11 protein-coding genes are annotated in these 12562 nt (G+C 69.9%); 8 read left to right on the top strand and 3 right to left on the bottom strand.

What is annotated here, in order from left to right; all coding sequences use genetic code 11:
- The first annotated feature begins 195 nt into the window (after positions 1-195).
- The 4 genes from QH270_RS32405 (at position 196) to QH270_RS32390 (ending at position 6183) form a co-directional block, all read left to right on the top strand.
- Complete coding sequence (locus QH270_RS32405; RefSeq protein ID WP_280348405.1) at positions 196-417, top strand: hypothetical protein; 222 nt, start codon at positions 196-198, stop codon at positions 415-417.
- A gap of 164 nt (positions 418-581) precedes the next feature.
- Positions 582-3170, top strand: a complete 2589-nt coding sequence (locus tag QH270_RS32400; RefSeq protein ID WP_280348403.1) for a LuxR C-terminal-related transcriptional regulator — start codon at positions 582-584, stop codon at positions 3168-3170.
- Between the two features lie 134 nt (positions 3171-3304).
- Positions 3305-5197, top strand: a complete 1893-nt coding sequence (locus tag QH270_RS32395; RefSeq protein WP_280348401.1) for an alkyl/aryl-sulfatase — start codon at positions 3305-3307, stop codon at positions 5195-5197.
- A 17-nt stretch (positions 5198-5214) separates the two neighbouring features.
- Entirely contained in the window at positions 5215-6183 is a 969-nt protein-coding gene (locus QH270_RS32390) for a DUF389 domain-containing protein (protein ID WP_280348399.1), read from the top strand.
- Positions 6184-6270: 87 nt separating this feature from the next.
- On the opposite strand, the gene QH270_RS32385 is transcribed toward QH270_RS32390, so the two are convergent.
- Entirely contained in the window at positions 6271-6657 is a 387-nt protein-coding gene (locus tag QH270_RS32385) for an SHOCT domain-containing protein (RefSeq protein ID WP_280348397.1), read from the bottom strand.
- Between the two features lie 12 nt (positions 6658-6669).
- A complete protein-coding gene (locus tag QH270_RS32380; RefSeq protein ID WP_280348395.1) occupies positions 6670-7101 on the bottom strand; it encodes a DUF6325 family protein in 432 nt (143 codons plus the stop codon).
- A gap of 212 nt (positions 7102-7313) precedes the next feature.
- On the opposite strand from QH270_RS32380, the gene QH270_RS32375 reads away from it, so the two are divergent.
- The 3 genes from QH270_RS32375 to QH270_RS32365 are packed head-to-tail and all read left to right on the top strand — an operon-like array spanning position 7314 to position 10315.
- Positions 7314-7973 carry a GAP family protein gene (locus QH270_RS32375; protein ID WP_280348393.1) on the top strand — a complete coding sequence of 220 codons (660 nt, stop codon included), beginning with the start codon at positions 7314-7316 and terminating at the stop codon, positions 7971-7973.
- Positions 7974-7986: 13 nt separating this feature from the next.
- A complete protein-coding gene (locus QH270_RS32370; protein WP_280348391.1) occupies positions 7987-9666 on the top strand; it encodes a SulP family inorganic anion transporter in 1680 nt (559 codons plus the stop codon).
- A gap of 28 nt (positions 9667-9694) precedes the next feature.
- The gene (locus QH270_RS32365) at positions 9695-10315 is read left to right on the top strand and encodes a DUF4203 domain-containing protein (RefSeq protein ID WP_280348388.1); all 621 of its coding nucleotides are present in this window, start codon (positions 9695-9697) and stop codon (positions 10313-10315) included.
- Here QH270_RS32365 and QH270_RS32360 read toward each other — a convergent pair whose 3' ends face one another.
- The gene (locus QH270_RS32360; protein WP_280348386.1) at positions 10316-10930 is read right to left on the bottom strand and encodes a TetR/AcrR family transcriptional regulator; all 615 of its coding nucleotides are present in this window, start codon (positions 10928-10930) and stop codon (positions 10316-10318) included. It abuts the gene before it with no gap.
- A gap of 117 nt (positions 10931-11047) precedes the next feature.
- Between QH270_RS32360 and QH270_RS32355 the strand changes: the two genes are divergently transcribed.
- Positions 11048-12421: a flavin-containing monooxygenase gene (locus tag QH270_RS32355; protein WP_280348384.1), complete on the top strand. Its 1374-nt coding sequence runs from the start codon at positions 11048-11050 to the stop codon at positions 12419-12421.
- Positions 12422-12562: the final 141 nt, after the last annotated feature.

The following is a 12562-nucleotide window of genomic DNA, read 5'->3' as shown; positions in this document are numbered from 1 at the left end:
CCCGAGCGCGCCACCCCGGCCGCCACCCCGCGGCGCCCTTTGCCCACTGGGGAATTCGCCGCCCTCATACCGGCCCCCGCCCCCCCGTCACCGCCGGGCCACCGGGCCGGGGCGGCCCCCGCCGCGACCGGTTCGCCACAGATTCACCCCGAGCGGGTGAGGCGAGCGGACGCGCGCGCGTCAAGACTGGGAAACATGTCGACGCCGGGCACGATTCGCTACCAGTTCGTCCTCGAGGGCGAACTGACCGACCGCGCCATCGCCGCTTTCCCGGAACTGCGCCGCAGCGCGCACTCGCCCACCGGCATGACCACCCTCTACGGCGAACTGGCCGACAACACCGCCATGCGCGGCGTGCTTGCCCGGATCGACGCGCTCGGGCTCACCCTGATCGGCATGTCCCGCCTGCCGGACTGATAGCCATAAAGTAGCCGATGTCCCATCGGTCGACGTCATGACGTCGATCTGATAACCATCACGTCCACCTCCTGCCACAGACAAACGCGCAGGTCAGGTTTGGCCTACCGTCGAACCTGCTGGCGGATCGACCCGGGGGACAGGCGACGAACGCAGGAGTGTGGGTGGTGGCAACCTCGTACCGCGCGATAGCTGAGGGCGCCGCGGCGGCCCGCGTTCCGGAATTGTCGTTCACCCCGATCCGGTCCACCGAGCTGGCCGGTCGCCTCGACCGCGCCCCCGGCGGTCATACCGTGCTGATCTGCGGTCCGGCGGGCAGCGGCAAGACAGTGGCGCTGGTCGACTGGGCGACCCGATCACGCCGTGTCCGCGGCGGGTCCGTCGCCTGGCTGACGGTCACCGAGCAGCTGGCCGAACGCGGCGAGCTGCTCCCCGCGATCGCGCGCGCCCTCGGCCGCGCGGGCGAGGTCGCCGACGGCGCGCTGTGCACCCCCGTCGACCAGGCCGCCGATCTGGCGCTCGCGCTCAGCACGGCCGAACCGTCGGTGCTCGTGCTCGACGACGTCCACCTGCTGTGCGACCCCTTCCAGCTGGCCGGTCTCGAACACCTCCTCACCCACCTGCCCGCCACGGTGACGGTGCTGGTCGCGGCGCGGTTCGACCCGCCGCTGCGGTGGCACACGCTGGAACTGGACGGCAAGCTCACCCGGATCGGGGCCGGCGACCTCGCCCTGTCGCCGGACCGGATCGCGCGGCTGTTCGCCCAGCACGGTTGCCTGCTCGACGCCGACGAACTCGCCCTGGTGCATTCGCTCACCCGGGGGTGGGCCGCGCTGGTGCGGATCGCGGCGATCTACCTGGCCGCCAACCCCGAAGACCGCGACACCGCGCTCACCACGCTGGCCAGGCCCTCGCACGCGGTCGCCGATTTCCTCGTCGCCGAGCTGATGGGCGCGTTACCCGCCGAGACGCTCGAGTTCCTGCTCGTGACGGCGGTGCCCGCGCGGTTCTGCCTGCCGCTGGCCGAGGAACTCGCGGGCGAGGGTGCCGCTCGCGTCGTCGACGAGCTCTCGCGCGCCAACTTCCCCATGCACACCGTCGCCGACGCGGGCGAGCTCTGGTATTCGTATCATCCGCTGCTGCGCGCCTACCTGCTCGCCGAGGCCGCGCATACCAGGGCCGATCGGCTGCCCGCGCTGCATCGCCGGGTCGCGGCCTGGTTCGCCGCCGTCGCGCGGCCAGGCCACGCGCTGGACCATGTGCTCGCCGAACCCGGTGCGCCGGGATTGGCGGTGTTCCTTCGTGATTGGGGTCCGCGCCTGGTGCTCGACGGTGCCGGTCATCGGCTGCTGGCCGCCGTCGAGCACGTCCCCGAGCTGGCCGAGGACACCTTCGTCCGGCTGCTGCGCGCGGCCGTCGCGATCGAGGCCGGGGAGAGCGCCGCGGCGGAGGTGTATCTCGAGGCCGCGCACGTCGGGTCCGGCGCGGCCTCCCGGCTGGTCCCGGCGGCGTGGACCGTCGCGCTCGACCACGCGGTCAGTGCGGGAGTCTCGGTGCTGGTGGGGGATTCGGCCTCGATGCGCTGGCCGCTGCCCGAGGTGACCGGTCAACCGGATCTGGATTGCTTCGCCGCGCTGCACTGCGGCTGCGCCGACGTGTCCGGCGGTGCGCTCGACAGCGGCGTCGCGGCGCTGCGGCACGCGATCGTGCACGCGGAGGAAGTGGGACTCGGCCGCACCGCGGTGCGCGCCAGGACGGGCCTCGCCGTCGCGGCCGGACTGGCAGGCCGGATCGGCGAGCAGTACGCGCTGGCCGAGGCCGCGCTCGACTGCGCCGACCGCCACCACCTGTCCGGTGCGGCCGAGACGGTCTTCGCCGCGACGATCGGCGCCTATGCCGCCCACCAGCGCGGCGAGCCGACCAAGCGGGTGCTGGGTGTCCTGCCCGGCGACGCAGAGTTCGAGATCACCACCCCCGCACCGCTGCGGCAGGCGGCGATCGTCACCGGCATCCTGGCCTTCGAGGACGCCACCGACCGCGCGTCGGCCGCCACGGCGCTGGCCAAGCAACTGCACCGGCTGCTCGACGAGACCCCGACCCTGCTCGGCACCGACGCCCTGGTCACCGACGTGCTGTGGCTGCTGCTGCGCGTGCAGGCGAAGATCGACGCGCAACAGCTGGTCGAGCATGCCGTGCGGATTCTCGGCGATACGCCCGAAACCCTGGTCGCGGCCGCGGGTCTCGCGCTGGCCACGCAGCGGCCGACGGCGGCACTGGCGCTGCTGGAACCGCTGCTCGCCGGTGCTCCGACCTGGCGGTCCGCCCACGAGGTGACGGCGTGGCTGGTGGTGGCGGTGGCCGCCGACCGGCTCGACCGACCGCGCAAGGTCGACGACGCCCTCGCCCACGCGCTGGCCCTGGCCTGCGGCGACCAGCTGATCCGCCCGTTCCTCGACGTCCCCGGCGCGGCCGAGACACTCGACCGGCTCGGCGGCCGATTCGGCCGCTACGACGCCTTCGCCGACCAGATCCGCACCCACCGCGGTGCCGTGGCCGACGCGCCCAACCTCACCGACACCGAACTGGCGGTGCTGCGCCAACTTCCGTCCGGCATGACCGCGGTGACCATCGCCGCAGGCATGGGCGTCTCGGTGAACACCGTGAAGACCCACCTGCGCGGCATCTATCAGAAGCTGGGCGTCAACGCCCGCGCCGACGCCATCGCCACGGCCCGCGCGCTCGGCGTGATCTGACGCGCGGCGCCGCCAAGTTCACCCCGTTCGGATGAGGTCGTGCCGGCGGCGCGATGTGATGCTGCGGGTGCGGTCGACTCGTCGGCCCGGATCCGGTCGTCGCGAGTCGCTCATCTGTCGTGGGAAGGGAACTGATGACCAGTCAGCAGGATGCCTCGGCCAGCATCGAAGCGGGCAACGAGCAGGCCACGCGCACACTACCGTTCGGCGACACCCAGGACTTCGCCGATGCCGAACGGGGATTCATCGCGGCATTGACACCGGGGGTCGTGCGCAACGCCGACGGCGACGTGGTGTGGGACAGCGGCGCGTTCTCCTTCCTCGACGACGAATGCCCGTCTACGGTGCACCCCAGCCTGTGGCGCCAGTCGAAGCTCGTCGCGATGCAGGGCCTGTTCGAGGTGGCCGAGGGTATCTACCAGATCCGTGGCCTCGACCTGTCCAACATGACCATGGTCGAGGGCGAAACCGGCGTGATCGTGATCGACCCGCTGATCTCGGCGGAGACCGCCGCCGCCGGCCTGGCCCTGTACCGCGAGCATCGGGGCGACCGCCCCGTGACCGGGATGATCTACTCGCACTCCCATATCGACCATTTCGGCGGCGCGAAGGGTGTGCTCGCGCAAGCCGACGTGGACGCGGGGAAGTGCCCCGTCATCGCACCGGTCGGTTTCATCGAACACGCCGTGGAGGAGAACGTGTACGCGGGTACCGCGATGTCGCGGCGCGCGGCGTATATGTACGGCGCTTTCCTGCCCCGTGGCCCGCTCGGTGCCGTCGGCGCCGGACTGGGTGCCACCACCTCCACCGGTGTGCCCACCCTGATCCTGCCGACCATCGACGTCGACCACACCGGCCAGACGGTCACCGTCGACGGTGTCGAGATCGAATTCCAGATGACGCCCGGCACCGAGGCACCCTCGGAGATGAACTTCTACTTCCCCGCCCTGCGTGCGCTGTGCATGGCCGAGAACGCCACCCACACCCTGCACAACCTGCTGACCCTGCGTGGCGCGCTGGTGCGCGATCCGCATGTGTGGTCGAAGTACCTGACCGAGGCGATCCACCGCTACGCCGGCCGGTCCGATGTCGTCTTCGCTTCGCACCACTGGCCCACCTGGGGCACCGAGCGGCTCACCGAATACCTCTCGATCCAGCGTGACCTCTACGGCTATCTGCACGACCAGACGCTGCGCGCGTTGAACAAGGGCGCCACCGGCATCGAGATCGCCGAGGACATCCAGCTGCCGCCCGCGATCGAGAACTCGTGGTCCACCCACGGCTACTACGGCTCGGTCAGCCACAACGTGAAGGCGATCTACCAGCGGTACATGGGTTGGTTCGACGGTAATCCGGCCAATCTGTGGCAGCACCCGCCGGTCGAATCCGCCCGCCGTCACGTGGATTTCATGGGTGGCGCGGACGAGGTGATCGTCAAGGCGCGCAAGGTCTACGAGGACGGCGACTACCGCTGGGTCGCCCAGGTGCTCAATTACGTGATCTTCGCCGACCCCGGCAACGCCGAAGCGAAAGCGCTGCAGGCGGACACGTTCGAGCAGCTCGGCTACGGGTCCGAGAACGGCACCTGGCGCAACTTCTTCCTGATGGGCGCCTACGAGTTGCGCAACGGCAAGGTCGGGACCCCGACCGTGGCCAACGCGCCCGACATCGAGGCAGCGCTGTCGGTGGAGCAGCTCTTCGACGCACTCGCCCTGCGCATCGACGGCCCGCGTGCCTGGTCGGCGACGATCGTCATCGACTGGCGCGTCCAGGGCGGACCGGTGCACCGCACGCACCTGCGCAACGGGTTGCTCGTCCACTTCGACGTCGAGGGTGAGGTGTCGCCCGCCGACGCGACCTTCACCCTCACCGAACCTGATCTGCGGGCGGCCCTGCTGGATGGAGAATCCTTGCCGGACATGATCGCCGCGGGCCGCGTCACCGTCGACGGAGACGCGAGCAAGCTGGCCGAGCTGGTCGGCTACCTCGACGAGCCCGACCCCGACTTCTCGATCGTCACCCCCTGAGCCGCGAGGAACACCGCATGCTCGGATTCCTGGTTCCCGACCAGCAGCGTCGCACCCTCGACGAGCTCACCGACAAGCTGGACCTCTCCGTCGGTGACGTGACCGCCAAACGGTCGGCGTTCTGGATCATGCTCGTGCTCTCGGCGGTCATCGCGATCTCGGGCGTCATCGGCGATTCCACCGCCACGGTGATCGGCGCGATGATCGTCGCGCCGCTGTCGGTACCGATCCTCGGTGTCGCGCTGGGTGTGGTCACCGGGCGAACGGCCCTGGTCGGGCGCAGTCTGATCCTGGTGCTGGCGGGGATCGTCGTGGTGGTCGCGCTCGGGTTCGTCTTCGCCCAGGTGCTGCCGAATCCGGTCAACGTGCTGTCGAACGCGCAGGTGGTGGGGCGGACCTCGCCGAAGCTGATGGATCTCACCGCCGCGCTGGCCACCGGGCTGGTCGCGGCGGTGGCCGTCACCCGGCGCGATGTCGGCGATGTGCTGCCCGGCGTGGCGATCGCGATCTCGCTGGTGCCGCCGCTCGGAGTGGTCGGGGTGTGTCTCGGATCTGGGGCGCCCTCCCTGGCGCTCGGCGCGTTCGTGCTGTTCGCGTCGAATGTCGTCGCGATGATCATCACCGTGACGACGGTGCTGCTCGTCGCGGGCTACGCGGGGGAGGGCGAGGCGGCGGGCGCCCGGCGCGGTCGCGCGTATCTGGTGCTCGGTGCCGCGCTGGTGCTCGTCGCGATCCCGATGGTGCTCAATTCGTTGTCGACGCTGTGGGCCAGGCAGATCGCCGACGCGACCGAGGACTGGCTGGGCGACGCGCCCGGTGCGCAGGTCGTCGACGTCACGGTGCACGGCGACACCGCGACGGTCTCGGTGCTCGGCCCGGAACAGCTGCCGCCGGTAGCCGAACTCCAAGCGGCGGTGGACGATCTGGTGCCGTTGAATCCCCGCGTGGTCGTCGTCCACACGGTGGGCGCCCGTCTCCAGGAGTGAGGCCACCGAAAAGCGTCGCGCCCTCGGATGATCCGGGGTTCGATGAGCGGACCCTCGCCGGGTCCGTGCGGCTCTGCGGGGACGTGCTCAGCCGAGCAGCTGTGCCTTGGCTGCGGCGAACTCGGCGTCGGACAGCGCTCCGGCGGAATGCAATTCGCTCAACTGCTTCAGCTTGCCGACCAGATCGATGGGCTCGGCGGGCGGTGGCGCAGGCGGCGCGTAGGCCTCGTGCGGTGTGGCCGCCTGCTGGGCGTAGGCCTGTTGTTGTGCGGCTGTCTGCTGGGCATAGGCCTGTTGCTGTGCGGCCTGCTCGGCGTTCTGCTGCTGGGCGTAGGCCTGCTGCTCGGCCGAACGTCTGGCGGCCCGATTGTTGATCGCGTTGGACGTCGCGGTCGCGGTGCCGGCGACCACCGCCGTCCGCGCCACCGTCCCCAGTAGTCCGGGCCGACCGATACGGCCCCGTCGTAGCGGCATATCTGCTCCTCCCTAGGCCGTCATCGCGGCGGATACCGCGGATTCGACGACGTCGCGGGGTACCGGCACCTGCAGCGCGACCTCGCCCTCGGCGCCGCGCACCGCCGAGGCCAGCCGCACGGCCCAGGTCTGTTCGAAGACCAGGATCAGGGCCGTACTCCCCGGTTCCAGCGACGCGCGCACGACCTCCACATCGGAGTCGCTGACCAGGTCGATGTCGGCGGCGGTGAGCCCGGTCAGCCCCACCTCGGTCAGGTCGTCGTCGATCTCGGACTCGGTGATCGTGCCCGCCTCGTCCATCGTCAGCACCACCATGTCCAGCAACGTCACCAGCCCGTTCGCGACGACCTCGGTCAGGGCGTCGGTGACGGCGGAGTCGACGCTGGTGCCGGGAAAGGCGAGGACGAGGAATTCGACCGGGCCGAGCGCAGGTGATGATCCCATCCCGCGATGCTGCGCCGATCGGGCACGCCCCGCCTCACCCGATACGGGTGAACCCGGCCGCGGTCATCTCATCCGATTCGGATGATGTGCACGGTGATTCGCGCCGGCTGTTCGCCGCGGCGCCATCGTCGCCCTCGTCGGCTGAGGGGCCCGTCGATCTCATCCAGAAGGTGTGAGGCGCACACGGGCCCTCGGTTCCTACCGTGGTGACCATGGGCCAGGTACTCGGTGATCTGCTGCCGCTCGCGGTCGGTATCGCGCTGTCGCCGATTCCGATCGTGGCGGCGATTCTCATGATCCTGTCGCGGAACGCGGGTGGGGCGGCGAAGGGTTTCGCGGGCGGGTGGGTCGTCGGAATCCTGGCTGTGGTGGCGGTGTTCACGGTGGTCTCCGGGTCGCTGAGCGACGGCACCGAACAGGAGCCGTCGGCGGTGGTGTCATGGATCAAGATCGTGCTCGGGCTGGGGCTCGTCGTGTTGGCGGTGCGGCAGTGGCAGGCGCGCGCCGACACCGCGGTGCCCGGATGGATGCAGGCCATCGACTCCATGACCACGGCGAAAGCCACCGGCCTCGGCGCGCTGCTGTCCGGGGTCAATCCGAAGAATCTGCTGCTCGGCCTGTCGGCGGGGCTGGTGATCGGCGGCGCGGGGCTCGATACCGGCGCCTCGATCACCGCGATCGTGGTGTTCACGCTGCTCGCCTCGTCCACAGTCCTCGCGGTCGTGCTCGGCTACCTCGTCGCCGCGGACCGGTTGCGGCCGACCCTGAACTCCCTGCGCGAGTGGCTGCAGGCCAACAATCACGCGGTGATGGCGATCGTGCTGGTCGTGATGGGTGCGGTGGTCCTCGGCAAGGGGATCGGCGGACTGTAGGAGGAACGAGGCGATGGCGGTCCCGATCTTCGAATCCCTGCGCGGCTACCAGCGCGGCTGGATCCGACCGGACGTGCTGGCCGGCCTGACGGTCTGGGCGGTGCTGGTGCCGGAGGGACTCGCCTACGCCTCGATCGCCGGGGTGCCGCCGGTGGTCGGCCTCTACGCGGCGGTGCCCTCGCTGGTGCTCTACGCGCTGGCCGGCAGTTCACGGCATCTCATCGTGGCGCCGATGTCGGCCACCGCGGCGCTGTCGGCGGCGATCATCGCGCCCCTGGCCGGGGCCGACAGCGGCCGCTACCTCGCGCTGTCGACCGCGCTCGCGATCGCGACCGGCCTGGTCGGTCTGCTGGCCGGACTGATCCGCCTCGGCTTCATCGCCGCGTTCATCTCCGAACCGGTGCTCAAGGGGTTCATCGTCGGGCTCGCGCTGACCATCGTCATCGGCCAGGTGCCCAAGCTCCTCGGCGTCGGCAAACACGAGGGCAACTTCTTCGAACAGACGTGGGGTGTGCTCGGCGAGCTGGGCGAGACACACTGGCGCACCCTGCTGATCGGGCTGGTGAGCCTGGCCGTCGTGCTCGGCGTGCGGCGCTGGCTGCCGCTGGTGCCCGGCTCCCTGCTGGCGGTGCTGCTCGGCATCCTGGCCGTGTGGATCTTCGGCCTCGACGACAAGGGCGTCGCCATCGTCGGCCACATCGACGCCGGACTACCCGCGCTCGGCCCGCCCTCTGGCGTCGGCTTCCACGACTACCTCGACCTGCTCGGCCCGGCCTGCGGCGTGCTGCTGATCGGCTTCGCCGAAGGCCTCGGCGCCGCGAAAACCTATGCGGCCAAGGCGGGTTACGCCATCGACCCCAATCGGGAACTGCTCGGCCTCGGCGCCGCCAACCTGGGGTCGGGGCTGGCGTCGGGGATGGTGGTCAACGGCAGCTTGTCCAAGACCGCGGTGAACGGCGGCGCCGGTGCGAAGACACAGCTCAGCGGACTGGTGGTGGCCGCCCTCACGCTGCTCACCCTGCTGTTCCTGACGGGCCTGTTCGAGAAGCTGCCCGAGGCGACGCTGGCCGCCGTGGTGATCGCCGCCGTGATCGAACTCGTCGACGTCTCCGCCTTGCGCCGCCTGTACCGCGTCTGGTCCCAGTTGCTCGGCAGCATCTACGGGCGTGCCGCGAGGGCGGATTTCCTCGGCGCGATGGCGGCTCTGCTCGGTGTGCTGCTGTTCGACACCCTGCCCGGCCTGCTCATCGGCATCGGCGTGGCGACGCTGCTGCTGGTCTACCGCGCCTCGCAGCCGCATGTCGCGGCGCTGGCCAAGAGCGGGTCGCTGTGGGTGGATCAGGTCAGGCATCCCGACCTGTCCACGCGGCCCGATCTGCTGGTGGTGCGGGTCGAATCGGGGTTGTTCTTCGCCAACGCCGACTACGTGCGGGAGCGGATCGAGGCCCTGTGCACCGAGCAGACCAGGATCGTCGTCCTCGACGCGGAGACCTCACCGACCCTCGACGTCACCGCCGTCAGCGCGCTGCTCGCGCTGCGCAAGGACCTCGCGCAGCGCCGGGTCGACTTCCGGATCGCCCGCACGGTGGCGCAATTCGGCGACGAGCTCGGCTCCGCCGCCCACGGTGACACCCCGATCGGCGTCTACCCGACCGTGGCCGCCGCCACCGCCGACCTGCCCGCCCAGCCGTGAGCACGCTCGACTCTGGAAAGGAGTGCCCATGAACGGCATCGTCGTCGCGGCGGTCGGCGTCCTGCTCTGCTTCTACGGCATCCGCTCGGTGCACCTGGGAATCCTGGCGATCGGCTTCGGCCTCGGCTGGCTGATCGCCGACCTGGTCAACGCCTCGTTCTGGTGGCTGCTGCTGGTCGGCCTGATCGGCGCGGTCTCGGCGTGGGTGGTGACCTCGCTGGTCTTCCGCTTCGCGTCGTACTTCATCGGTGGTCTCACCGGCGCGATGATCGGCACCAAACTGGCGACGGTGCTGCAGCCCGGCGACAAGAACATCGCCCTGAGCATGATCGTCGCCCTCGCGGTGTGCGTGGCGGGCGCGTTCCTGGCCGAGAAGTTCCGTGCCCGCGCCCTGCTGTGGCTCACCTCGATCGGCGGCGCCAGCATGGTGCTCAGCGGTCTCGGCCGGATGGGTGATTCGCTGGCGTTCCTGCGCGACCCCGAACCGGGCTGGCAGCAGGTCACCTCGACGCTGGCCTGGATCGGTCTGTCGGTGCTCGGCTGGATCACCCAGCGGCACCTGTTCGCCGAGAAGCTCGGCATCGAACGACTCGTCGACGACGACAAGGTCGACCAGCGCAAACGCAACGGCGGCTGGCCGACCCGCTGATCACGGTGCCTGCAGCGCGGGAAACCACACGTCGGTCAGAACCGCCGCGGCCTGCTCGGCGGTGACATCGATCGTCCCCTGCATGGCCCACCGGGTGAAGAACCGCTCGAGCTGGGCGACGAGCAACTCGATCCGCAGCCTGGCCTCGTCGCGCCGGGCCTCGGGCCAGCGCGCGAGGTAGGCGGGCATGCTGTCGGCCAAGGCCATGATGCCCTCGCGCGCGACCGCGCGGAACTCCGGTTCCACCGCGGTCGCCTCGTCCCAGGCGGGCAGCATGTCCTTGTTGACGAAGAACCAGTCGATCGCGCGAGACATCCACTCCGCGAACGCCTCCCGGGACCCGGTGGTGAGCACGCGGTCGAGGTCGGCGTAGAACTCCCGCACGCTGGTGAGCGTGCCCTCGTTGGCGATCGCCCGCAGCACCTCGCCCTTGCTGGGGAAGTGCAGGTAGAAGGTGGCGCGGCTGCAGCCGACGGCGGCGGCGATGTCGTCGACGCGGACGTCGGAGTAGCCCTGCGTCTCGAACAGGGTGCGCGCGGTCTCGACGATCCTGGCCTTGGTGAGGCGTTTCTGTTCCTCGCGCAGCGATCCGCGACGGGCGGGTTCGGACGTCATGCGAACCATCCTAGACGATCCGCCAATTCACTAGACACGATGTCCAGCGAACAGCTATCCTGTGGGCCACGTCACTCGGCACGGTCATCGACGACCTTCGCCGTTCAGGAGTTGTGCATGGATACACGCGAACTACCCAGGGTCTGCGTCATCGGCGCCGGGCCGTCGGGTATCACCGTCGCCAAAAGGCTTGCCGAGTACGGCATTCCGTTCGTCTGCTACGAGGCCTCCGACGAGGTGGGCGGCAACTGGTACTTCAAGAACCCCAACGGGATGTCGGCCTGCTACCAGAGCCTGCACATCGACACCTCGAAGTACCGCCTGCAGTTCGAGGACTACCCGGCGCCCGCGGAATGGCCGGACTTCCCGCACCATTCCCAGCTGCTGCAGTACTTCAAGGACTACGTCGACCACTTCGGCCTGCGCGACCGGATCCGGTTCGACAGCCTGGTCACCGCGGCCGAACGTGACGACGCCGGGCTGTGGCGGGTGACCACCGCGGCCGGGGACACCGAGATCTTCGACGCCCTGATCGTCTGCAACGGCCACCACTGGGACCCCCGCTTCCCCGACTATCCCGGCGAATTCGACGGCGTACTCATGCACAGTCACGCCTACAACGACCCGTTCGACCCGATCGATATGCGCGGCAAGCGAATCGTGGTGGTCGGCATGGGCAACTCCGGGCTCGACATCGCCTCGGAACTGTCGCAGCGTTTCCTCGCCGCGAAACTGTTCGTGTCCGCGCGGCGCGGTGTGTGGGTGCTGCCGAAATACGTGCGGGGCCAGGTGGGTGACCGCGCGTCCATGCCGAGGTGGATGCCGGCCAAGCTCGGTCTGAAGCTCAAGCAGCGCTTCGTCCGCAAGAACCGCGGCGAGATGCAGAACTACGGCCTGCCCGCACCCGACCACAAGCCCTTCGAGGCGCACCCGTCGGCCAGTGAGGAATTCCTGCACCGCGCGGGCTGCGGCGACGTGGAGTGCAAGCCCGCCATCGTCCGCTTGGACGGCGACACCGTGCATTTCGCGGACGGCAGCAGCGAGCAGGTCGACGTGATCGTGTGCGCCACCGGCTACCACATCAGCTTCCCCTTCTTCACCGACCCGGACCTGGCGCCCCGCGCCGACAACCGCTTCCCGCTGTTCCAGCTGATGCACAAGCCCGGGGTGGACAATCTGTTCTATCTCGGCCTGGCCCAGCCGATGCCGACGCTGGTCAATTTCGCCGAGCAGCAGAGCAAGCTGGTCGCCGCCTACCTCACCGGTCGCTACCACCTGCCGCCACGCGCCGAGATCGAGCAGGCACTCGCCGCGCACGAGGCCAAAAGGGCCGGCCGCTACTACGATTCGCCCCGGCACACCATCCAGGCCGAGTTCGAGCCGTATGTGCGGGCCCTGACGAAGGAACTGGCGCGCGGCGCGAAACGGGCCGCCGCCGCGGGCAACGCCCTGCCGGTGCAGGCCCGCGCGACGGCGGGGGTGTCGCGATGAGCAGCTCCTCGGGCTTCTGCCACGACGATTTCGCGGCCGTGCGCGCGGCCTTCGACGAACACCTCGGCTCCGGCGCGGAACTCGGTGCGGCACTGTGCGTCACGGTCGACGGTGAACCGGTGCTCGACCTGTGGGGCGGCT

The sequence above is a fragment of the Nocardia neocaledoniensis genome, from assembly GCF_029868625.1.
GTDB classification, from domain to species: Bacteria; Actinomycetota; Actinomycetes; order Mycobacteriales; family Mycobacteriaceae; genus Nocardia; species Nocardia neocaledoniensis_A.
Note: the sequence above shows the minus strand (reverse complement) of the source record. Positions and strands in the feature narration are given on the sequence as shown.